General features: G+C 59.7%; 21 protein-coding genes. 18 read left to right on the top strand and 3 right to left on the bottom strand.

What is annotated here, in order from left to right; genetic code table 11:
• Nucleotides 1–14: 14 nt before the first annotated feature.
• The 3 genes from aat to infA all read left to right on the top strand — a co-directional run bounded on the left by aat (nucleotide 15) and on the right by infA (nucleotide 1,777).
• Nucleotides 15–695, top strand: coding sequence for a leucyl/phenylalanyl-tRNA--protein transferase (gene aat, locus AC3ZU9_RS04715; protein WP_012724938.1), 681 nt, complete (start codon nucleotides 15–17; stop codon nucleotides 693–695).
• Between the two features lie 55 nt (nucleotides 696–750).
• Nucleotides 751–1,458 carry an arginyltransferase gene (locus tag AC3ZU9_RS04710; RefSeq protein WP_012724939.1) on the top strand — a complete coding sequence of 236 codons (708 nt, stop codon included), beginning with the start codon at nucleotides 751–753 and terminating at the stop codon, nucleotides 1,456–1,458.
• Between the two features lie 100 nt (nucleotides 1,459–1,558).
• Nucleotides 1,559–1,777, top strand: a complete 219-nt coding sequence (gene infA, locus AC3ZU9_RS04705; RefSeq protein WP_002553999.1) for a translation initiation factor IF-1 — start codon at nucleotides 1,559–1,561, stop codon at nucleotides 1,775–1,777.
• Between the two features lie 183 nt (nucleotides 1,778–1,960).
• On the opposite strand, the gene clpA is transcribed toward infA, so the two are convergent.
• Both clpA and clpS read right to left on the bottom strand, forming a co-directional pair.
• On the bottom strand, nucleotides 1,961–4,231 hold the full coding sequence (gene clpA, locus AC3ZU9_RS04700) for an ATP-dependent Clp protease ATP-binding subunit ClpA (protein ID WP_012724940.1): 2,271 nt from the start codon (nucleotides 4,229–4,231) through the stop codon (nucleotides 1,961–1,963).
• Between the two features lie 29 nt (nucleotides 4,232–4,260).
• The gene (clpS, locus tag AC3ZU9_RS04695; RefSeq protein WP_010567912.1) at nucleotides 4,261–4,629 is read right to left on the bottom strand and encodes an ATP-dependent Clp protease adapter ClpS; all 369 of its coding nucleotides are present in this window, start codon (nucleotides 4,627–4,629) and stop codon (nucleotides 4,261–4,263) included.
• Nucleotides 4,630–4,854: 225 nt separating this feature from the next.
• Between clpS and cspD the strand changes: the two genes are divergently transcribed.
• Nucleotides 4,855–5,130, top strand: a complete 276-nt coding sequence (gene cspD, locus AC3ZU9_RS04690; RefSeq protein WP_012724941.1) for a cold shock domain-containing protein CspD — start codon at nucleotides 4,855–4,857, stop codon at nucleotides 5,128–5,130.
• An 81-nt stretch (nucleotides 5,131–5,211) separates the two neighbouring features.
• On the opposite strand, the gene icd is transcribed toward cspD, so the two are convergent.
• Complete coding sequence (icd, locus tag AC3ZU9_RS04685) at nucleotides 5,212–6,468, bottom strand: NADP-dependent isocitrate dehydrogenase (RefSeq protein ID WP_046035525.1); 1,257 nt, start codon at nucleotides 6,466–6,468, stop codon at nucleotides 5,212–5,214.
• Between the two features lie 493 nt (nucleotides 6,469–6,961).
• Here icd and AC3ZU9_RS04680 point away from each other — a divergent pair, with 493 nt between their 5' ends.
• The 14 genes from AC3ZU9_RS04680 (at nucleotide 6,962) to nuoF (ending at nucleotide 22,908) form a co-directional block, all read left to right on the top strand.
• Nucleotides 6,962–9,187 (top strand): NADP-dependent isocitrate dehydrogenase, encoded by a 2,226-nt coding sequence (locus AC3ZU9_RS04680; protein ID WP_012724943.1) that lies wholly within the window; start codon nucleotides 6,962–6,964, stop codon nucleotides 9,185–9,187.
• Between the two features lie 225 nt (nucleotides 9,188–9,412).
• Entirely contained in the window at nucleotides 9,413–9,859 is a 447-nt protein-coding gene (locus AC3ZU9_RS04675; protein ID WP_122811579.1) for an NUDIX hydrolase, read from the top strand.
• A gap of 59 nt (nucleotides 9,860–9,918) precedes the next feature.
• Nucleotides 9,919–11,043, top strand: a complete 1,125-nt coding sequence (mnmA, locus tag AC3ZU9_RS04670; RefSeq protein ID WP_012724945.1) for a tRNA 2-thiouridine(34) synthase MnmA — start codon at nucleotides 9,919–9,921, stop codon at nucleotides 11,041–11,043.
• Nucleotides 11,040–11,663 (top strand): high frequency lysogenization protein HflD, encoded by a 624-nt coding sequence (gene hflD / locus AC3ZU9_RS04665; RefSeq protein WP_012724946.1) that lies wholly within the window; start codon nucleotides 11,040–11,042, stop codon nucleotides 11,661–11,663. Before mnmA ends, hflD begins: the two co-directional genes overlap by 4 nt.
• 125 nt (nucleotides 11,664–11,788) lie before the next feature.
• Nucleotides 11,789–13,159 carry an adenylosuccinate lyase gene (gene purB / locus AC3ZU9_RS04660; RefSeq protein WP_012724947.1) on the top strand — a complete coding sequence of 457 codons (1,371 nt, stop codon included), beginning with the start codon at nucleotides 11,789–11,791 and terminating at the stop codon, nucleotides 13,157–13,159.
• An 84-nt stretch (nucleotides 13,160–13,243) separates the two neighbouring features.
• Entirely contained in the window at nucleotides 13,244–14,410 is a 1,167-nt protein-coding gene (locus tag AC3ZU9_RS04655; protein WP_012724948.1) for a ribosomal protein uL16 3-hydroxylase, read from the top strand.
• Entirely contained in the window at nucleotides 14,403–14,825 is a 423-nt protein-coding gene (locus AC3ZU9_RS04650) for a GNAT family N-acetyltransferase (RefSeq protein WP_064055391.1), read from the top strand. Before AC3ZU9_RS04655 ends, AC3ZU9_RS04650 begins: the two co-directional genes overlap by 8 nt.
• A 153-nt stretch (nucleotides 14,826–14,978) precedes the next feature.
• Nucleotides 14,979–15,716 (top strand): secretin N-terminal domain-containing protein, encoded by a 738-nt coding sequence (locus AC3ZU9_RS04645; protein ID WP_012724950.1) that lies wholly within the window; start codon nucleotides 14,979–14,981, stop codon nucleotides 15,714–15,716.
• A gap of 489 nt (nucleotides 15,717–16,205) precedes the next feature.
• Complete coding sequence (aceA, locus tag AC3ZU9_RS04640) at nucleotides 16,206–17,531, top strand: isocitrate lyase (RefSeq protein WP_003219577.1); 1,326 nt, start codon at nucleotides 16,206–16,208, stop codon at nucleotides 17,529–17,531.
• Between the two features lie 569 nt (nucleotides 17,532–18,100).
• On the top strand, nucleotides 18,101–18,514 hold the full coding sequence (locus tag AC3ZU9_RS04635; RefSeq protein WP_003219575.1) for an NADH-quinone oxidoreductase subunit A: 414 nt from the start codon (nucleotides 18,101–18,103) through the stop codon (nucleotides 18,512–18,514).
• A gap of 10 nt (nucleotides 18,515–18,524) precedes the next feature.
• On the top strand, nucleotides 18,525–19,199 hold the full coding sequence (locus tag AC3ZU9_RS04630; RefSeq protein ID WP_012724951.1) for a NuoB/complex I 20 kDa subunit family protein: 675 nt from the start codon (nucleotides 18,525–18,527) through the stop codon (nucleotides 19,197–19,199).
• Nucleotides 19,200–19,271: 72 nt separating this feature from the next.
• Nucleotides 19,272–21,056 carry an NADH-quinone oxidoreductase subunit C/D gene (gene nuoC, locus AC3ZU9_RS04625; RefSeq protein WP_012724952.1) on the top strand — a complete coding sequence of 595 codons (1,785 nt, stop codon included), beginning with the start codon at nucleotides 19,272–19,274 and terminating at the stop codon, nucleotides 21,054–21,056.
• 2 nt (nucleotides 21,057–21,058) lie between these two features.
• On the top strand, nucleotides 21,059–21,556 hold the full coding sequence (gene nuoE / locus AC3ZU9_RS04620) for an NADH-quinone oxidoreductase subunit NuoE (RefSeq protein ID WP_003174721.1): 498 nt from the start codon (nucleotides 21,059–21,061) through the stop codon (nucleotides 21,554–21,556).
• Complete coding sequence (gene nuoF, locus AC3ZU9_RS04615; protein WP_003174722.1) at nucleotides 21,553–22,908, top strand: NADH-quinone oxidoreductase subunit NuoF; 1,356 nt, start codon at nucleotides 21,553–21,555, stop codon at nucleotides 22,906–22,908. Before nuoE ends, nuoF begins: the two co-directional genes overlap by 4 nt.
• Nucleotides 22,909–22,966 lie beyond the last annotated feature (58 nt).

Here is a 22,966-nt window from a genome sequence, read left to right as displayed (position 1 = left end):
TAAGCCTGGATGCCATGCTGACCTGGTTACAACGCGACTCACTGACTTTCCCCCCGCTGGCCAAAGCCATGCGCGAACCCAATGGCCTGCTCGCGGCCGGTGGCGATTTATCGGCCGAGCGACTGATCCAAGCCTACCGCCACGGTTGTTTCCCGTGGTTTTCGCAGGGCCAGCCGATCCTCTGGTGGTCGCCCGATCCCCGCACGGTGATATTCCCCGACGAGCTGCATATATCGCGCAGCCTGGGCAAATTGTTGCGCCAGCAGCGCTACACCGTGACCTTCGACCAAGACTTCGCTGCCGTCATTCAAGCGTGCGCAGCACCGCGCGCCTATGCCGACGGCACCTGGATCACCCAGAGCATCCAGAACGCCTACTTGGCACTGCACCAGCGCGGCTATGCGCATTCGGTGGAGGTCTGGGACAACGGTGAACTGGTGGGCGGCCTGTATGGCCTGGCGATGGGCCAGCTGTTTTTCGGCGAATCCATGTTCAGCCGCGCCGACAACGCCTCAAAATTCGGCTTCGCCACCCTGACCCGCCAATTGCAGGCCTGGGGTTTTGTACTGATCGACTGCCAGATGCCCAATGACCACCTGCACAGCCTGGGTGCCCGTGCCATCTCCCGCAGCGACTTCGCAGGTTTCCTGCGCGACCATCTGGACCAACCCAACACTGGACCGTGGGTTTCTTAGGCGACTTGCGCGCTCCTGGCTTACACTTATTTGAAAGCTTATCCGAGGGTTGATCATGACCGAGTTGGCGCGTTTGAAGTTTTATGCCACTCAACCCCACTCTTGCAGCTATCTGCCCGACGAGCAGGCCACCACGCTGTTCCTCGACCCCAGCCAGCCTATGGACGTGCATGTGTATGCCGACCTGTCGGAGATGGGTTTTCGGCGCAGCGGCGATCATCTGTACCGGCCTCACTGCCAGAACTGCAATGCCTGTGTACCGGCACGCATCCCCGTGGCGCAGTTTCTGCCGGACCGCAACCAGAAACGCATCCTCAAGCGCAACGCCGACCTCACAGTGATGCCGGCCAAGCCTCGGTTTACCGAAGAATACTTCGACCTTTACCAGCGCTATATTGAGGAGCGGCACGCCGATGGCGATATGTTCCCGCCCAGTCGCGACCAGTTTTCTACCTTCCTGGTGCGCGACCTGCCCTTCTCGCGCTTCTACGAGTTTCGTGCAGACGGCCGACTGGTGGCCGTTGCCGTGACCGATTTGCTGCCTAACGGCCTGTCAGCGGTCTACACCTTCTACGAGCCGGCCGAAGAACGCCGCAGCCTGGGACGCTTTGCGATCCTCTGGCAAATCGGTGAGGCACTGCGCCAGGAACTGGAGGCGGTGTACCTCGGATACTGGATCAAGAACTGCAAAAAGATGAATTACAAGACCCAATATCGGCCTATTGAACTGCTGATTAATCAAAGATGGGTAACACTTAACTAGAACCCCTTGGCTTAAACACCCTTTTTCGGGCACAATGCACGCCGCTTTTGCCTGGCGCAGTTGCACCGGGCCATTCACTGGATACCGAGGGCTTTACTGCATGTCGAAAGAAGACAGCTTCGAAATGGAAGGCACTGTCGTCGACACCCTGCCCAACACCATGTTTCGTGTGGAGTTGGAAAATGGGCACGTCGTAACCGCGCATATCTCCGGCAAGATGCGCAAGAACTACATTCGTATTCTTACCGGTGACAAAGTGCGCGTCGAGCTGACGCCCTATGACTTGAGCAAAGGGCGCATCACTTACCGCGCTCGCTAAGCAAGTCAATACAAGACGCCCGGTTATGCCGGGCGTTTTTGTGTGCGTGCTATTTACAAAGCGCCAAAACCAAATGTGGGAGAGGGCTTGCCCCCGATAGCAGTGCTTCAGTCGCTACATGAGTGACTGATCTACCGCTATCGGGAGCAAGCCCCCTCCCACATTGGCGCCCGCAGCTATCGATCAGGCCATTTCAGCTGTGGTTTCGAACTCGAAGGTCAGCTCGCCATCCTTGAGGTCGATGTGCACCACGCCACCATGGTCGGAGAGCTCGCCGAACAGGATCTCTTCGGCCAATGGCCGCTTGATCTTGTCCTGGATCAGACGTGCCATTGGGCGTGCGCCCATTGCCGCGTCGTAGCCACCCTCGGCGATCCAACTGCGCGCCGCTTCGGAGACTTCCAGTTGCACGCGCTTGTCTTCCAACTGCGCCTGAAGCTCGGTGAGGAACTTGTCCACCACGCTTTTGATGACCTCATGGCTGAGGCGACCAAACTGGATAATGGTATCCAGACGGTTGCGGAACTCCGGCGTGAAGCTCTTCTTGATCACTTCCATTGCATCGGAAGAGTGATCTTGATGACTGAAGCCGATCGAAGCCCGCGCAGCCGTTTCGGCACCGGCGTTGGTGGTCATGATCACGATCACATTGCGGAAGTCCGCCTTGCGCCCGTTGTTGTCGGTCAGGGTGCCGTGGTCCATCACCTGCAGCAGCAGGTTGAAGACTTCGGGGTGAGCCTTCTCGATTTCATCGAGCAGCAATACGCAGTGCGGCTGCTTGGTGATCGCTTCGGTCAACAGGCCGCCTTGGTCGAAACCGACATAACCCGGAGGCGCACCGATCAGGCGCGATACCGTGTGGCGCTCCATGTACTCGGACATGTCGAACCGCACCAGCTCAATGCCCATAGCCTTGGCCAACTGCCGTGCCGCTTCGGTCTTGCCGACGCCGGTCGGGCCTGCGAACAGGAACGAACCGACAGGCTTGTCCGGCGACTTGAGGCCCGCACGCGACAGCTTGATCGCGGTGGACAGCGCGTCGATGGCTGCATCCTGGCCGAATACGGTGAGTTTCAGGTCGCGCTCCAAGTTACGCAGCAATTCCTTATCGGAACTGTTGACGTGCTTAGGCGGAATCCGCGCGATCTTGGCCACGATGTCCTCAACCTGAGCAACGTCGATGCGCTTCACACGCTTCTCGACCGGCTGCAGGCGCTGGTAAGCGCCCGCCTCGTCGATCACATCGATGGCTTTGTCCGGCATGTGCCGGTCATTGATGTAGCGCGATGCGAGCTCAGCAGCCGCACGCAGAGCCTCATCGGTGTACTCGATGCCATGGTGCGCTTCGAAACGCCCCTTGAGCCCGCGCAGGATACCGATGGTGTCTTCGACTGAAGGCTCGGACACGTCGACCTTCTGGAAGCGACGCGCCAAGGCACGGTCTTTCTCAAAGATGCCACGGAATTCCTGGAACGTGGTCGAACCGATGCAGCGGATATCACCCGACGAGAGCAGCGGTTTGAGCAGGTTGGAGGCATCCATTACCCCGCCGGACGCCGCACCGGCACCGATGATGGTGTGGATCTCGTCGATGAACAAAATCGCCTGAGGGCGTTTTTTCAGTTCACCCAGCAACGCCTTGAAGCGTTTCTCGAAATCGCCACGGTATTTGGTCCCGGCGAGCAAGGCGCCCAGGTCCAGGGAGTAGACGACGCTGTTTGCCAGCAGGTCCGGCACCTGGTTATCGACGATGCGCTTGGCCAGGCCTTCGGCAATCGCGGTTTTACCCACGCCCGCCTCACCCACCAGCAACGGGTTGTTCTTGCGACGACGCGCGAGGATCTGCGCTACACGCTCAACCTCAAGCTCGCGCCCCACCAGCGGATCGATCCGCCCCTGGCGCGCCAGTTCGTTGAGGTTGCTGGCATAGGCATCCAGTGGATTGCCCGAAGAAGAAGACTCACCGCCCTCGTCGTCCTGCATTTCCTGCTCACCCTCGGAATGATCGCCGTGCCCAGGCACTTTGGAGATACCGTGGGCGATGTAATTGACGACATCAATACGGGCAACGCTCTGCTGTTTGAGCAGGAACACTGCCTGGCTTTCCTGTTCGCTGAAAATGGCCACAAGCACATTGGCGCCCGTGACTTCACGCTTACCGGAGCTCTGAACGTGGAAAACAGCGCGCTGCAATACCCGCTGAAAGCCCAGGGTTGGCTGGGTTTCACGGTCCTCGTCATGCACGGGGATCAGTGGCGTGGTGGAGTCGATAAACTCCTGCAGATCGTGCTTGAGTTTGTCGAGGTTGGCGCCGCACGCACGTAGAACGGTGGCGGCAGCTTCGTTATCCAAAAGTGCCAGCAGCAGGTGTTCGACGGTCATGAATTCATGACGCTTCGAACGGGCCTCCTTGAAGGCAAGATTGAGGGTGACTTCGAGCTCGCGGTTTAACATAGCTTCACCTCATACCCAAGTGGTCGGCGTTAACCGTCCTTCTCGATTTCACAGAGTAGCGGATGCTGGCTTTCCCTGGCGTACTGGTTGACCTGCATGGCCTTTGTCTCGGCGATGTCGCGGGTAAACACTCCACATACTGCCCGTCCTTCTGTGTGAACGGCCAGCATTACCTTGGTCGCCAACTCGCGGTTCAGGTTAAAAAACACCTCGAGCACTTCGACCACGAAATCCATCGGTGTGTAGTCATCATTGAACAAAACCACCTTGTACATCGGCGGCGCCTGTAAAGCAGGCTTGGCCTCCTGAACAGCAATGCCTGCAGAACCGTCGTCATCGTGTTCGTGATCCGGTCGATCCTGATTGAATGTTAGTCGAATCTGGCTGATTGCATGCATGGAAAGAAAGGTTCGTCAGTGGTTCAAATACAGTGGTGGGGGCGACCTGTCAGAATTTCAACTGCTGACCGATCGGTCGCCTTGACTATCGGCGAAACGGTGTTACAACCAATAGAACCCACAGTGGGTAAAAAAGGTCCGCGCAGTCAACCTTATTTATTCGGGTTAGGACGGATAAACTGGATGATACTCCAGTGATGGAGTCTGGTGCAGAGGGATATGGGTATGTCTGGCGTCAAGATCAGTGGCAAGGTCAAATGGTTTAACAATGCCAAGGGGTACGGTTTTATCATTGAAGACGGTAAATCCGAGGACCTGTTTGCGCACTTTTCAGCGATCATCATGGACGGATACAAAACGCTGAAAGCTGGACAAGCAGTCAGCTTTGAGATCATTCAAGGCCCTAAAGGACTGCACGCCGTGAATATCGACACAGTGAAAGAAGTCATTGCGAGCCCAGCAGCACGTGCGAGCGAAGCAGAAAAGAAACAAACGGCCTGACTCGCCGCCGAGCGTGTAGCTTGCGATAAAAAAACGGCCACCCCAATCAACTCGGGATGGCCGTTTTTTATGCCCGCGCGATTACATATGCGAAATCAACGCATCACCAAAGCCCGACGACGACACCAGTTTCGCGCCCTCCATCAGGCGTTCGAAGTCGTAGGTCACGGTCTTGGCCGAAATCGCACCGTTGGTGCCCTTGATAATCAAGTCAGCCGCCTCGGTCCAGCCCATATGGCGCAACATCATCTCTGCCGACAGAATCAACGAACCTGGGTTGACCTGGTCCTTGCCTGCATATTTAGGCGCAGTACCATGGGTTGCCTCGAACATCGCCACGGTGTCGGACAAGTTAGCCCCCGGCGCGATACCGATACCGCCCACTTCCGCCGCCAGGGCATCAGACAGGTAGTCACCGTTCAGGTTGAGGGTGGCGATCACGTCATACTCAGCCGGACGCAGCAGGATTTGCTGGAGCATCGCGTCGGCAATCGCATCCTTGACCACTACATTCTTGCCGGTCTTCGGGTTCTTGAACTGCATCCACGGCCCACCATCGAGCAGCGTCGCGCCGAACTCTTCGGCCGCCACTTCGTAGGCCCACTCCTTGAAGGCCCCTTCGGTGAACTTCATGATGTTGCCTTTGTGCACGATAGTCAGCGAATCGCGGTCATTATCCACCACATATTGCAGGGCCTTGCGCGCCAGACGCTTGGTGCCCTCCAGCGATACCGGCTTGATGCCGATCCCGCAATCCTGGTCGAAACGGATCTTGGTGACGCCCATTTCTTCCTTGAGGAACTTGATGACCTTGGTGGCCTCCGGCGAACCGGCCTTCCATTCGATCCCGGCGTAAATGTCTTCGGAGTTCTCGCGGAAGATGGTCATGTCCACATCGCCTGGCTTCTTGACCGGGCTGGGCACGCCTTCGAACCAGCGCACCGGCCGCAGGCACACGTACAGGTCGAGTTGCTGACGCAGGGCCACGTTCAGCGAACGGATGCCGCCACCGACCGGCGTGGTCAGCGGCCCCTTGATGGACACCACGTAATCCTTGACCGCATCCAGGGTTTCCTGAGGCAGCCAGGTGTCCTGGTCGTAGACTTGGGTCGCCTTCTCACCGGCGTAAACCTCCATCCACGAGATTTTGCGCTTGCCGCCGTAGGCCTTTTCAACAGCTGCGTCGACCACCTTGATCATCACCGGGCTGATGTCGACGCCAATACCGTCACCTTCGATGTAAGGGATGATCGGTTGGTCAGGAACATTGAGAGAATGGTCTGCATTGACGGTGATTTTGTCGCCGACTGCCGGAACCTGAATCTTCTTGTATCCCATGCTGAACTCCATCTATGGATTGAACATCTGGCTGCGTTCGAGCCTACTCCAGATAAATGGCGACTGAAACCTCGCGCCATGCTCATTTGCATCGAAAACAGCATAAATTGTCGCCTACAAGCCTGAAAGCAAAGGGAAAAGCGCCAATCTTGAGCACATCGTGCGACTTTAGGCGTAACCCGGCACCTGCGACCTTTAGACCAATGGACGACACACCTTTTGTATGAAGGCTCGGCGTAAGCATAGCGACCTATGTATAATGCCGCCGCTGACCAAAGAGTCACGACGGCGGACCGCTCTAGAACAGTGCCTTCCGCTACAAAGCAGGGCTAATACAATAGTCCACCCGCTTGACGCTCGACTGATGCAACCCAACATCACCGCGAAGAAACCTCGACATTTCGCTCATGGATGACTTTGAACGAACGCGCTCCACCCGGCGCATCTCGAGTTTCTGCGCACGCTTTCAGCAAAGAAGAGAGTTAATCCGAATATGCCCACCCGCTCGAAGATCATCTATACCTTCACCGACGAAGCCCCAGCCCTCGCCACCTATTCACTGCTGCCTATCGTAGAGGCCTTCACCGCTTCCGCTGATATTGCCGTGGAAACCCGCGACATCTCCCTCGCAGGGCGCATCCTCGCAAGCTTCCCCGAGCAACTGGGCACCAAGGCTATCCCGGACCACCTCGCCGAACTGGGCGACCTGGCCGTTACACCTGAAGCCAACATCATCAAGCTGCCTAACATCAGCGCCTCGACCCCGCAGCTGCAAGCCGCGATCAAGGAATTGCAGGCCCAGGGCTACGCCCTGCCGGACTACCCGGAAACCGTAACCACCGACGCGGAAAAAGAAACCCGTGCACGTTACGACAAGGTCAAGGGCAGCGCCGTGAACCCGGTACTGCGCGAAGGCAACTCCGACCGTCGCGCTCCGCTGTCGGTCAAGAACTATGCACGCAAGCACCCGCACAAAATGGGCGCCTGGGCTGCCGACTCCAAATCCCACGTTGCCCACATGAGCAGCGGCGACTTCTACGGCAGCGAAAAATCCGTACAGATCGAAGCCGCTGACGCTGTCAAAATCGAGCTGGTCGCTCAAGACGGCACTACCACCGTCCTGAAAGAAAAGACCACGGTCAAGGCCGGCGAAATCATCGACAGCGCCGTGCTGAGCAAAAAAGCCCTGCGCAGCTTCATCGCCGCTGAAATCGAAGACGCCAAGAAACAAGGCGTACTGCTGTCGGTTCACCTGAAAGCCACCATGATGAAGGTCTCCGACCCGATCATGTTCGGCCAGATCGTTGCCGAGTTCTATAAAGACGCCCTGGCCAAGCACGCCGACGTGCTGGCACAGATCGGCTTCAACCTGAACAACGGCATCGGCGACCTGTACGCGCGCATCAAGGCCTTGCCTAGTGATCAGCAAGCGCAGATCGAAGCTGACATTCAAGCGGTCTACGCCGCTCGCCCTTCCCTGGCGATGGTCAATTCCGACAAAGGCATCACCAACCTGCACGTACCGAGCGACGTCATCGTCGACGCGTCGATGCCGGCCATGATCCGTGACTCCGGCAAAATGTGGGGCACCGACGGCCAACTGCACGACACCAAGGCCGTGATCCCGGATCGCTGCTACGCCACCATCTACCAGGCGGTGATCGAAGAGTGCAAAGCCAACGGCGCTTTCGACCCTACCACCATGGGCAGCGTGCCAAACGTTGGCCTGATGGCGAAAAAGGCTGAAGAGTACGGCTCCCACGACAAGACCTTCCAGGTCAAGGCTGACGGCGTCGTCCGCGTGACCGACAGCAAGGGCAACCTGCTGATGGAACAGAAAGTCGAGGCTGGCGACATCTTCCGCATGTGCCAGACCCAAGACGCGCCGATCCAGGACTGGGTCAAACTGGCCGTCAACCGTGCCCGCGCCAGCAACACCCCGGCCATTTTCTGGCTGGACCCTAAGCGTGCACACGATGGCGTCGTGGTTGAGAAAGTTCAGGCCTACCTGAAAGACCACAACACCGAAGGCCTGGACATCCGCATCATGTCGCCGGTCGACGCGATGAAGTTCACCCTGGAGCGTACCCGCAAGGGCCTGGACACCATCTCGGTGACCGGTAACGTACTGCGCGACTACCTGACCGACCTGTTCCCGATCATGGAACTGGGCACCAGCGCCAAGATGCTGTCGATCGTGCCGCTGATGAACGGCGGTGGCCTGTTTGAAACCGGCGCCGGCGGTTCGGCTCCAAAACACGTGCAGCAGCTGCTGGAAGAAAACTTCCTGCGCTGGGACTCCCTGGGCGAGTTCCTGGCCCTGGCCGCCTCCCTTGAGCATTTGGGTGTGACGTACAACAACCCAAAAGCCCTGGTACTGTCCAAGACCCTGGACCAGGCCACTGGCCAGTTCCTTGACAACAACAAGTCGCCATCGCGCAAAGTCGGCAACATCGACAACCGCGGCAGCCACTTCTACCTGGCGCTGTACTGGGCTCAAGCCCTGGCCGCCCAGACCGAAGACACTGCCCTGCAAGCGCAGTTCGGCGAACTGGCCAAGACCCTGGCCGCGAACGAAGCCACCATCGTGGCCGAGCTCAACGCCGTACAGGGCAAGCCAGTGGACATCGGCGGCTACTACGCGCCGAACCCTGAGCTGACCAGCAAGGCCATGCGCCCAAGCAACACCCTCAACGCGGCGATTGCCAAGTTGAAGTAAGGTTGTAAGGATGCAAAGAAGCCCCGGCCCTGTGCCGGGGTTTCTGTTTTATGTGCTTTTTTGCTGAAAAAACCTAATCAAAATGTGGGAGGGGGCTTGCCCCCGATAGCGGTGGGTCAGGCACAGATAGATCAACTGACACGCCCTCATCGGGGGCAAGCCCCCTCCCACACTGACGGTTATCCTGTTCCAGGACAGCACCGCATCTTAAATCCAGAGGCAACCATGACCTGGCAACCCCACATTACTGTCGCCACCCTCGTCGAAGACAACGGCCGCTTCCTGATGGTCGAGGAACTCAAGGGCGGTCGCGCCGTGCTCAACCAGCCTGCCGGCCACCTCGACCCGGATGAAACCCTCATCCAAGCCGCGGTTCGCGAAACCCTCGAGGAAACCGGCTGGGACGTCGAAGCCACCGGTATCGTCGGCATCTACCTCTACACCGCCCCCAGCAATGGCGTGACCTACCAGCGGGTCTGCTTCACCGCCAAAGCCCTGAAGCACCACCCGGACTATCAACTCGACGAAGGCATCCTGCGCGCCCGCTGGCTGACCCGTGACGAGCTGATAGCGCTGCGCGACGACTGGCGCAGTGAGCTGATCATCCGCTGTATCGATGATTATCTGGCCGGCCAGCGTCACAGCCTGGAATTGATCCGCCCTTCTCTTTAGCCTTGCGGGCCCAGGCCTGCTAGAATCGCGTCCTTTTTCAAGACACCCGTTGAAACCCTATGCGTGATCCAGCCCCTTCTGACACACAAAAGAAGCGCGTTATCGTCGGCATGTCCGGCGGCGTGGATTCTTCCGTTTCCGCCGTTCTGCTCATGGAGCAGGGTTATGAGGTGGAAGGCCTGTTCATGAAGAACTGGGAAGAAGACGATGGAACGGAATACTGCACCGCCATGGACGACCTGGCGGACGCCCAGGCCGTGTGCGACAAGATTGGCATCAAGTTGCACACCGCCAACTTCGCCGCCGAGTACTGGGACAATGTGTTCGAGCACTTCCTGGCCGAATACAAGGCCGGCCGCACGCCGAACCCGGACATCCTGTGCAACCGTGAAATCAAGTTCAAGGCGTTCCTCGACTACGCCATGATGCTCGGCGCCGACCTGATTGCCACTGGCCACTACGTGCGCCGCCGCGATATCGATGGCCGCACCGAACTGCTCAAGGGCCTGGACCCGAACAAGGACCAGAGCTACTTCCTGCACGCCGTCGGCGGTGAACAGATCGCCAAGACCCTGTTCCCGGTGGGCGAGCTGGAAAAACCCGAAGTGCGCAAGATTGCCGAGAAACATGGCCTGGCCACCGCCAAGAAGAAGGATTCCACCGGGATCTGCTTTATCGGCGAACGCCGCTTCAGCGACTTCCTCAAGCAATACCTGCCGGCGCAGCCGGGTGAAATCAAAACCACCGACGGTGAAGTGATCGGCCGCCACCACGGCCTGATGTACCACACCATCGGCCAGCGCCAGGGCCTGGGCATCGGCGGCTTGAAAGACGCCGGTGAAGAGCCGTGGTACGTGCTGGTCAAGGACCTGGACAATAACGTGTTGATCGTCGGCCAGGGCAACGAACACCCGCTGCTGTTCTCCGGCGCGCTGCTGGCTTCCGAGATCTATTGGGTCAACCCGATCGACCTGAGCACGCCACGCCGCCTGACCGCCAAAGTGCGCTATCGCCAGGGCGACCAGCCTTGCACCCTGGAAAAAACCGCCACCGGCTACCGGGCCACCTTCGATGACCCGCAACGCGCGGTCACCCCGGGCCAGTCCGTGGTGTTCTATGACGGCGAAATCTGCCTGGGCGGCGGCGTGATTGAAGTCGCCGAAGCCTGGAGCAACCCGGCATGAGCCCGACCCAGGAGCAATTGACGGCACTCGGCGGGGTTTTCCTTGCCGCCGTGCTGGTGGACAAGATCGCCAAGACCGGCCAGGTCACCGAGGCAGGCTTGACCTGCATGCTCGGCAGCCTGTTGATCCGCGACCCCAAGGACACCCTGGAAGTCTACGGGGGCGACGACCTGGCGCTGCGTGAAGGCTACCGCGCACTGATCGGCGCCCTGGAGCGCGACCCCAGCACCCTGCAGCGCGAGCCGTTGCGCTATGCCCTGTCGATGCTCGGCCTGGAGCGTCAACTGGCCAAGCGCGAGGACATGCTGGAGGTCATCGGCAAGCGCCTGCCGCAAATCCAATCCCAAGTGGAACACTTCGGCCCGGCCCACGAAAACGTGGTTGCCGCCTGCGGTGCGCTGTACCAGGACACCTTGAGCACATTGCGCCAGCGGATCCAGGTCCACGGCGACATGCGCAACCTGCAGCAACCGAACAACGCCTCGAAAATCCGCGCCCTGCTCCTGGCCGGTATTCGCTCGGCACGGTTGTGGCGCCAGTTGGGCGGACATCGTTGGCAACTGGTGATCAGCCGACGCAAATTACTCAAAGAGCTTTACCCGTTGATGCGCAACGAATAAGTCGCACCAGCAGGCCTTTTTCAAGCCGTTACGCGTAATACGCCGGTCAGTTGGCAACGGACCGGCGGATTTTTTCATGTATGATACGCGCCCCATTTCGTTGCCCGACTGTCCGAGAACACCCCATGCAGCTCTCTTCGCTCACTGCGGTTTCCCCTGTTGACGGCCGCTACGCCGGCAAAACCCAGGCCCTGCGCCCTATTTTCAGCGAATACGGCCTGATCCGTGCTCGCGTGCTGGTTGAAGTGCGCTGGCTCCAACGCCTGGCCGCTCACCCCGCCATCAGCGAAGTGCCGGCGTTTTCCGCGCAAGCCAACGCTGTGCTCAACACCCTGGCGGAAAACTTCTCCCTGGAGCACGCCGAGCGTGTGAAAGAGATCGAGCGCACCACCAACCACGACGTCAAAGCCATCGAGTACCTGCTCAAAGAGCAAGCGGCCAAGCTGCCGGAACTGGCCCAGGTCAGCGAGTTCATCCACTTTGCCTGCACCAGTGAGGACATCAACAACCTGTCCCACGCCCTGATGCTGCGTGAAGGCCGTGATGACGTCATGCTGCCACTGATGCGCCAGACCGCCGAAGCCATCCGCGAACTGGCGATTCGCTTCGCTGCGGTGCCGATGCTCTCGCGCACCCACGGCCAGCCGGCCTCGCCGACCACCTTGGGCAAAGAACTGGCCAACGTGGTGTACCGCCTGGAACGCCAGATCGCTCAAGTCGCCGCCGTACCGCTGCTGGGCAAGATCAACGGCGCCGTAGGCAACTACAACGCCCACCTGTCGGCCTACCCGGAGATCGACTGGGAAGCCAACGCCCGCGCCTTCATCGAAGACGAGCTGGGCCTGGGCTTCAACCCGTACACCACGCAGATCGAACCGCACGACTACATCGCCGAGCTGTTCGACGCCATTGCGCGCTTCAATACCATCCTGATCGACTTCGATCGCGATATCTGGGGCTACATCTCCCTGGGCTACTTCAAGCAGCGCACCATTGCCGGTGAAATCGGCTCGTCGACCATGCCGCACAAGGTCAACCCGATCGACTTCGAAAACTCCGAAGGCAACCTCGGCATCGCCAACGCCCTCTTCCAGCACCTGGCCAGCAAGTTGCCGATCTCCCGCTGGCAGCGCGACCTGACTGACTCCACCGTACTGCGCAACCTCGGCGTGGGCTTTGCCCATAGCGTGATCGCGTACGAAGCCAGCCTCAAAGGCATCAGCAAGCTTGAGCTCAATGAGCAGAAGATCGCCGCTGACCTGGACGCGTGCTGGGAAGTATTGGCCGAGCCGATCCAGACCGTGATGCGCCGCTACAACATCGAAAACCCGTACGAGAAGCTGAAAGAGTTGACCCGTGGCAAGGGCATCAGCCCTGAAGCACTGCAAACTTTCATCGACGGCCTGGACATGCCAGCCGCGGCCAAGGCTGAGCTGAAACTGCTCACCCCGGCCAACTACATCGGCAACGCTGTAGAGCAAGCCAAGCGCATCTGATCCACGCAAGCCCCTTTGAGACGCCCGGCCGCGCCGGGCGTTTTTATTCCAGTCTGAAAAGTGCTTTTTTTCAATAGGTTACACATGAATCCTGATATCCCTCTTCAACTTCTGGGCGGCATCACGGCACGGGAATTCCTGCGCGACTACTGGCAGAAAAAGCCGCTGCTGATCCGTCAAGCCATCCCTGATTTCGAAAGCCCGATCGACGCCGACGAACTCGCCGGCCTGGCGCTGGAAGAAGAAGTCGAGTCGCGCCTGGTGATTGAACACGGCGAGCGTCCGTGGGAATTGCGTCGCGGCCCGTTCGCCGAAGATGCCTTCAGCACCCTGCCTGAGCGCGAGTGGACCCTGCTGGTGCAGGCGGTCGACCAGTTCGTGCCGGAAGTGGCCGAGCTGCTGGAGCAGTTCCGCTTCCTGCCCAGCTGGCGCATTGACGACGTGATGATCAGCTTCGCCGCACCCGGCGGCAGCGTCGGCCCGCACTTCGACAACTACGACGTGTTCCTGCTGCAAGCCCAGGGCAAGCGCAACTGGAAGATCGGCCAAATGTGCAGCTCCGAGAGCCCGCTGCTGCAGCACGCCGACTTGCGCATCCTCGCCGAATTCGAAGAAAGCGCCGAATGGGTGCTGGAACCGGGCGACATGCTCTACCTGCCACCGCGCCTGGCGCACTTCGGCATTGCCGAAGACGACTGCATGACCTACTCCGTGGGTTTCCGCGCACCGAGCGCCGCCGAAGTGCTGACCCACTTCACCGACTTCCTCAGCCAGTACCTGACTGACGAAGAGCGCTACACCGACGCCGACGCCCAGCCGGTCAGCGACCCCCACCAGATCCAGAGCGACGCGCTGGACCGCCTCAAGAGCCTGCTGGCCGAGCACATGAGCGACGAGCGCATGCTGCTGACATGGTTCGGCCAGTTCATGACCGAACCGCGCTACCCGGAACTGGTGGCCGGTGAAGAACTGGGTGAAGAAGACTTCATCAGCAGCCTGCAAGATGGCGCGATCCTGGTGCGCAACCCAAGCGCGCGCCTGGCCTGGTCCGAAGTCGACGACGACGTGCTGCTGTTCGCCAGCGGCCAGAGCCGTTACCTGCCCGGCAAGCTGCGTGAGCTGCTGAAGCTGGTGTGCTCGGCCGATGCGCTGCACAGCGAGAACCTCGGCGAATGGCTGGCGGATGAAGACGGCCGCGATCTGCTGTGCGAACTGGTCAAGCAAGGAAGCCTGGGATTTGCCGATGAATAAGATTCACGTCAGTGTCGCGGATTGGCAAAAGGATATCGCCGAGATTCGGCGCATTCGTGAAGCGGTCTTTATCGCTGAACAATCGGTCCCACCGGAGCTGGAGTGGGACGCGGACGACGCCGGCGCGGTGCATTTCCTCGCATTTGAAGGCGATTTTCCGATTGGCACCGCGCGCCTGCTGCCCAGCGGCGAGATCGGCCGCGTGTCGGTACTCAAGGACTGGCGCGGGCTGAAGGTCGGCGACAAGCTGATGGCTGCAGTGATTGGTGTAGCCGAGCAGCGCGGCCAGGCCAAGCAGTTCCTGAGTGCGCAGGTGTATGCGGCGCCGTTTTATGAGCGGCTGGGCTTCAAGATCGTCAGCGAGGAATTCCTGGAAGTCGGGATTCCGCACGTCGATATGGTGCGCGGGGCCTGATCCGAGACCGCGTCGCTTGCCCCCGATAGCTATTTCAGCAACACCCTTAATGCCCTGCCATGCCAGGGCATTTTGCCGTCTACGATTCAATTTGCGACCTGCCAGGCCGACAAACTGGCACTATCCAGCCTTTGACTCGCAGAGATAACGGACATGTCCCTACGCACCCTGCTCACCGCCCTCCTCCTGACCGCCAGCGTCTCGGCCGTGGCCGACACCGAAGTCGTCAACCTGAGCAACCGCACCAGCGCCGATCTGCTCCCCGTGGCACAGAACTTCATCGGTAAGGACGGTACCGTCAGCGCTTACGGCAACCAGTTGATCGTGAATGCCGCCCCCGCCAAGATCCAGGACCTGCGTGCCCTGCTTTCTCAACTCGACACACCCGCCAAACGCCTGCTGATCACCGTCGACACCAACGAAAACAACCAGCAGAACAGCGGCGATAGCCAAACCCGCATCATCAGCTACGGCACCACCAGCCGCGATGGCGGCATCCAGCAGATCCAGGCCAGCGAAGGCGTACCCGCACTGATCCAGGTCGGCCAGAGCGTGCCGCTGACCACCACCCAGCAGGACAGCTACGGCCGACTGCAAAACCAGACTCAGTATCGCAACGTGACCCAGGGTTTCTACGTGACCGCCAGCGTCACCGGCGAGACCGTTCATCTGGCGATCAGCACCAACCGTGACCGCATGAGCCAGGAACGCCCCGATGTAGTGAACGTGCAAAGCACCGACACAACCGTCAGTGGGCGGCTGGGCGAGTGGATCTCCCTGGCTGGCATCAATCGCGAGACCCAGGCCGACAAATCCTCTACAACCCGCAGCTACTCTACTCAGGGTCGCGATGACCTGACGGTACGGGTTAAAGTCGACACCTTGAACTGAAGCACCAAAAACTGACTGATGAGTCGTCTTAGACTAAAGATGTAGTGCTTTAAAAAAAGCACTACAAAACATTTGACGATCCAAAAAAGCATGGGCATGATGGCCTCGCTCCCGCTAATCAGGGGCCCTGGCAAGGGCCTTCGGATCGTCGCTCCAAGTTACCCACCTGAGCCGATTCGTGTCTGTACCGCCCACAAGGTGTGTTTGACGAGGTTGCGACTGGAACGAAGTTGTCCCGAGGGACGGAAGCTAACCAGGTAACCCGGCTACACACTGATGGATCGTACAAAGGCCCACGACGCCCGAAGACCGTTCGCAGTTCGCCCTTACCTGCTCAACTCTCCCTTGAGCCATCGTTCATCCCGTCGCATTCCCCGCCGAACCTGACTTGACCACCTAAGCTTCTGGTCAGCGAGCAGCCCTGCCCACGCAATGAATGCGTGGCTGGCAAACGGATACTTCAAACAAGACGCGACGAGGTTTTTTCCCATGGCACTGACACGCGAACAGCAAATTGCAGCCCTCGAGAAAGACTGGGCTGAAAACCCACGCTGGAAAGGCGTGACCCGCGCTTATTCCGCTGCTGACGTCGTCCGCCTGCGTGGCTCGGTTCAACCTGAGCACACCTTTGCAAAACTCGGCGCCGAAAAACTGTGGAAGCTGGTCACCCAGGGTGCCAAGCCGTCCTTCCGCCCCGAGAAAGATTTCGTCAACTGCATGGGCGCCCTCACTGGCGGCCAGGCAGTCCAACAGGTAAAAGCCGGTATCCAGGCGATCTACCTGTCCGGCTGGCAAGTGGCAGCGGACAACAACTCCGCTGAATCCATGTACCCCGACCAATCGCTGTACCCGGTGGACTCGGTGCCGACCGTGGTCAAGCGCATCAACAACTCGTTCCGCCGCGCCGACCAGATCCAGTGGAAAGCCGGTAAAGGCCCGGGCGATGAAGGCTACATCGACTACTTCGCGCCGATCGTGGCGGACGCTGAAGCCGGTTTCGGCGGCGTACTGAACGCCTACGAACTGATGAAGAGCATGATCGAGGCCGGCGCTGCCGGCGTGCACTTCGAAGACCAACTGGCGTCGGTGAAGAAATGCGGCCACATGGGCGGCAAGGTATTGGTTCCGACCCAGGAAGCTGTACAGAAGCTGACCGCTGCCCGCCTGGCCGCTGACGTTGCCGGCACACCGACCATCATCCTGGCCCGTACCGATGCTAACGCCGCTGACCTGCTGACCTCGGACTGCGACCCGTACGACCAGCCGTTCGTAACGGGCGAACGCACCCAGGAAGGCTTCTATAAAGTGCGCGCCGGTCTCGACCAGGCCATCGCCCGCGGCCTGGCCTATGCGCCGTACGCCGACCTGATCTGGTGCGAAACCGCCAAACCGGACCTGGACGAAGCCCGTCGCTTCGCCGAAGCGATCAAAAAGGAATACCCGGACCAACTGCTGTCCTACAACTGCTCGCCTTCCTTCAACTGGAAGAAGAACCTGGACGACGCAACCATCGCCAAGTTCCAGCGCGAACTGTCAGCCATGGGCTACAAGCACCAGTTCATCACCCTGGCCGGCATTCACAACATGTGGCACAGCATGTTCAACCTGGCGCACGACTACGCCCGCAACGACATGACCGCCTACGTGAAGCTGCAGGAGCAAGAGTTCGCTGACGCCGCCAAGGGTTACACCTTCGTGGCGCACCAGCAGGAAGTGGGCACCGGCTACTTCGACGACATGACCACCGTGATCCAGGGCGGCACCTCGTCCGTGACCGCGCTGACCGGTTCGACCGAAGAAGAGCAGTTCCACTAAGCACCGCGTACACGGCCACTGCGGCCGCAAGGAAGACCTAACCGCAGTGCCGCACAACAATCACGCCCCGACTGGTTCGGGGCGTTTTTTTTGCCTGAGCGATCTGCTCCGGGCCAATGAGAATCCAACTGTGGGAACGCATGCGGCCTGAAGATTTTGGGCAAAATATTGATCCAGAGCGGTATTTGCGTCGGATAAATCGGTTAAAAGATCCGCGTCAGCAACTAAGCGGTAATCAAGCAAGTAACGGCAACTTCCCTCGCTGCATGAGAAACAATCGCTTAAACCCCACGCAAACAATATTCATTATCATTTGGAGCATGGAAACTTCGTTACCGGTTAAACAAAACACATTTGATTAAATGCCCGCTAATGCCCGCCCCATAAGGGCTACAGCCCCAAGAAGGTGCACTATGTGCTTATTCCATCGAATAATTTCGCTATAGGAATTTTACTTGCCCGGTGTTTAGCCATAAAATCACCGCGATTGATTGCAGTGCGACATATCGTCACTGCATCGTTACTTTTTCGAGCTCAGAGACCTTTGCTCTCTGTTAAGGATTTCCAGCATGACCGAAGCGACAGGACTCATGGCCCACAACTGGGGCTTTGCCATTTTCCTTCTCGGTGTTGTCGGCCTTTGCGCCTTCATGCTTGGTGTCTCCAGCCTCCTCGGGTCAAAAGCCTGGGGCCGCAGCAAAAATGAACCGTTCGAGTCCGGCATGCTGCCTACAGGTGGCGCCCGCTTGCGGCTCTCAGCCAAATTCTATCTGGTCGCGATGCTCTTCGTGATCTTCGATATCGAAGCCCTTTTTCTCTTTGCCTGGTCTGTGTCCGTCCGCGAAAGCGGCTGGACCGGATTCGTCGAAGCTCTCGTTTTCATAGCAATTCTGTTGGCAGGCCTTGTCTACCTATTCCGAGTGGGCGCCCTTGATTGGGCTCCGGAAGCTCGTCGTAAGCGGCAAGCGAAGCTGAAACAATGAGGCTTTGGCGATGCAATACAATCTCACCAGGATCGACCCGGATGCTCCTAACGATCAGTACCCTATCGGCGAACGGGAAACCGTCTCCGATCCGTTAGAAGACCAAGTCCACAAAAACATCTACATGGGCAAGCTGGAAGACGTGCTGAGTGGCGCGGTCAACTGGGGGCGTAAAAACTCCCTGTGGCCGTACAACTTCGGTCTGTCCTGCTGCTACGTGGAAATGACCACCGCCTTCACGGCGCCCCACGACATCGCGCGCTTTGGCGCCGAAGTTATCCGGGCATCGCCGCGCCAGGCGGATTTCATGGTTATCGCCGGTACCTGCTTTATCAAGATGGCGCCGATCATTCAGCGTCTCTACGAGCAAATGCTCGAGCCAAAGTGGGTTATCTCCATGGGTTCGTGCGCCAACTCCGGTGGCATGTACGACATCTACTCCGTCGTTCAAGGGGTGGACAAGTTCCTGCCCGTGGACGTCTACGTGCCTGGCTGCCCGCCCCGCCCTGAAGCTTTCCTGCAAGGCTTGATGCTATTGCAGGAATCGATTGGCAAGGAGCGTCGCCCGCTTTCCTGGGTCGTCGGCGATCAAGGCGTGTACCGCGCCGAGATGCCTTCGCAAAAGGAACAACGCCGCGAACAGCGAATCGCAGTCACCAACCTGCGCAGCCCCGACGAAGTCTGATCCAGCACCGCTTCTTTTATAGAACGAAAACCTGGCTTCATTCTTTACGTTGACCGAAAGCGATAAAAAACCATGACTACAGGCAGTGCTCTGTACATCCCGCCTTATAAGGCAGACGACCAGGATGTGGTCGTCGAACTCAATAACCGTTTTGGCCCTGACGCCTTCACCGCCCAGGCCACACGCACCGGTATGCCGGTGCTGTGGGTGGCGCGTGCCAAGCTTGTCGAAGTCCTGACCTTCCTGCGCAACCTGCCCAAGCCGTACGTCATGCTCTATGACCTGCATGGCGTGGACGAGCGTCTGCGCACCAAGCGCCAGGGGCTGCCGAGCGGCGCCGATTTCACCGTGTTCTACCACCTGCTGTCGATCGAGCGTAACAGCGACGTGATGATCAAGGTCGCCCTGTCCGAGAGCGATCTGAGCGTGCCGACCGTCACCGGTATCTGGCCGAACGCCAGCTGGTATGAACGCGAAGTCTGGGACATGTTCGGGATCGACTTCCCGGGCCACCCGCACCTGACGCGCATCATGATGCCGCCGACCTGGGAAGGTCACCCGCTGCGCAAGGATTTCCCTGCGCGCGCCACCGAATTCGACCCCTTCAGCCTCAACCTCGCCAAGCAGCAGCTTGAAGAAGAAGCTGCGCGCTTCCGTCCGGAAGACTGGGGCATGAAGCGCTCCGGCACCAACGAGGACTACATGTTCCTCAACCTGGGCCCGAACCACCCTTCGGCTCACGGTGCCTTCCGTATCATCCTGCAACTGGACGGCGAAGAAATCGTCGACTGCGTACCGGACATCGGCTACCACCACCGTGGTGCCGAGAAGATGGCGGAACGTCAGTCGTGGCACAGCTTCATCCCGTACACCGACCGTATCGACTACCTCGGCGGCGTGATGAACAACCTGCCGTACGTGCTCTCGGTCGAGAAGCTGGCTGGCATCAAGGTACCGGACCGCGTCGACACCATCCGCATCATGATGGCCGAGTTCTTCCGGATCACCAGCCACCTGCTGTTCCTGGGTACCTATATCCAGGACGTCGGCGCCATGACCCCGGTGTTCTTCACCTTCACCGACCGTCAGCGCGCCTACAAGGTCATCGAAGCCATCACCGGTTTCCGCCTGCACCCGGCCTGGTACCGCATTGGCGGCGTGGCCCACGACCTGCCGAATGGCTGGGAGCGCCTGGTCAAGGAATTCATCGACTGGATGCCCAAGCGTCTGGACGAGTACCAAAAGGCTGCGTTGGACAACAGCATCCTCAAGGGCCGCACCATCGGCGTCGCCGCCTACAACACCAAAGAGGCCCTGGAATGGGGCGTCACCGGTGCCGGCCTGCGCTCGACTGGCTGCGATTTCGACCTGCGTAAGGCGCGCCCGTACTCGGGCTACGAGAACTTCGAGTTCGAAGTGCCGCTGGCGGCCAATGGCGATGCCTACGACCGTTGCATCGTGCGCGTCGAAGAAATGCGCCAGAGCCTGAAGATCATCGAGCAGTGCATGCGCAACATGCCGGCCGGCCCGTACAAGGCGGATCACCCGCTGACCACGCCGCCGCCGAAAGAGCGCACCCTGCAGCACATCGAAACCCTGATCACGCACTTCCTGCAGGTTTCGTGGGGCCCGGTGATGCCGGCCAACGAGTCCTTCCAGATGATCGAAGCGACCAAGGGTATCAACAGTTATTACCTGACGAGCGATGGCGGCACCATGAGCTACCGCACCCGGATTCGTACGCCAAGCTTCCCGCACTTGCAGCAGATCCCTTCGGTGATCAAAGGCGAGATGGTCGCGGACTTGATTGCGTACCTGGGTAGTATCGATTTCGTTATGGCCGACGTGGACCGCTAAGCATGAACAGCACGCTTATCCAGACAGACCGTTTCACCCTGAGTGAAACCGAGCGCTCGGCCATCGAGCACGAGCTGCATCACTACGAAGACCCGCGCGCGGCGTCGATCGAGGCGCTGAAGATCGTCCAGAAGGAACGTGGCTGGGTGCCCGACGGCGCCCTCTACGCCATCGGCGAGATCCTCGGCATCCCCGCGAGCGACGTTGAAGGCGTGGCCACGTTCTACAGCCAGATCTTCCGCCAGCCGGTGGGTCGTCACATCATTCGCGTGTGCGACAGCATGGTCTGCTACATCGGTGGCCACGAGTCCGTGGTCAGCGAGATCCAGAACAAGCTGGGCATCGGCCTCGGTCAGACCACTCCGGACGGCCGCTTCACGCTGCTGCCGGTGTGCTGCCTGGGCAACTGCGACAAGGCGCCGGCGTTGATGATCGACGACGACACATTCGGTGACGTGCAGCCCGCTGGCGTGACCCAATTGCTCGAGGGCTACCCATGACCCTGACTTCTTTCGGCCCGGCCAACCTGATCAAGCGTTCGCCTGAGACCCACCCGCTGACCTGGCGCCTGCGTGACGATGCCGAGCCCGTGTGGCTCGACGAGTACCAGGCCAAGAACGGCTACGCCGCTGCGCGCAAAGCCTTCGCCGACATGGCCCAGGACGACATCGTCCAGACCGTGAAAGACGCCGGCCTCAAAGGCCGCGGCGGTGCAGGCTTCCCCACGGGCGTGAAGTGGGGCCTGATGCCCAAGGACGAATCCATCAACATCCGCTACCTGCTGTGCAACGCGGATGAAATGGAGCCCAATACCTGGAAAGACCGCATGCTGATGGAGCAACTGCCCCATCTGCTGATCGAAGGCATGCTGATCAGCGCCCGCGCGCTGAAAACCTACCGGGGCTACATCTTCCTGCGTGGCGAATACACCACCGCCGCCAAGCACCTCAACCGTGCCGTGGAAGAAGCCAAGGCCGCCGGCCTCTTGGGCAAGAACATCCTCGGTTCGGGCTTTGACTTCGAACTGTTCGTGCACACCGGCGCCGGGCGTTATATCTGCGGTGAAGAAACCGCACTGATCAACTCCCTCGAAGGCCGCCGCGCCAACCCGCGCTCCAAGCCGCCCTTCCCCGCCGCCGTGGGCGTGTGGGGCAAGCCGACCTGCGTGAACAACGTTGAAACCTTGTGCAACGTGCCGGCGATCATCGCCGACGGCGTGGACTGGTACAAATCGTTGGCCCGCGAAGGCAGCGAAGACATGGGCACCAAGCTCATGGGCTTCTCCGGCAAGGTCAAGAACCCTGGCCTGTGGGAGCTGCCTTTCGGCGTGACCGCCCGCGAGCTGTTCGAGGACTACGCCGGCGGCATGCGCGACGGCTACACCTTGAAGGCCTGGCAACCAGGCGGCGCCGGTACCGGTTTCCTGCTGCCCGAGCACCTCGACGCACAAATGTATGCCGGCGGCATTGGCAAGGTGGGCACCCGGATGGGTACCGGCCTGGCGATGGCAGTCGACAACACCGTGAACATGGTCTCGTTGCTGCGCAACATGGAGCAGTTCTTCGCCCGCGAATCCTGCGGCTTCTGCACCCCCTGCCGCGACGGTCTGCCATGGAGCGTCAAGCTGCTGATGGCCCTGGAAAACGGCGAAGGCCGCGAGGGTGACATCGAGACCCTGCTGGGCCTGGTCGGTTTCCTCGGCCCAGGCAAGACCTTCTGTGCTCACGCACCGGGCGCCGTGGAGCCATTGGGCAGCGCAATCAAATACTTCCGCTCGGAGTTCGAAGCCGGCATCGCGCCTACCAGCGCCGCCGTCCCGCCTCTGGCGAGGCCGATCGTAGTCGGCGCGTAACGCTTAAAACAGGCGAAGGGTCCGTGCCCTTCACCTGCTCATGGGCTGACGCCGTAAA

The sequence above is a fragment of the Pseudomonas sp. A39 genome (assembly GCF_058145955.1).
Note: the sequence above shows the minus strand (reverse complement) of the source record. Positions and strands in the feature narration are given on the sequence as shown.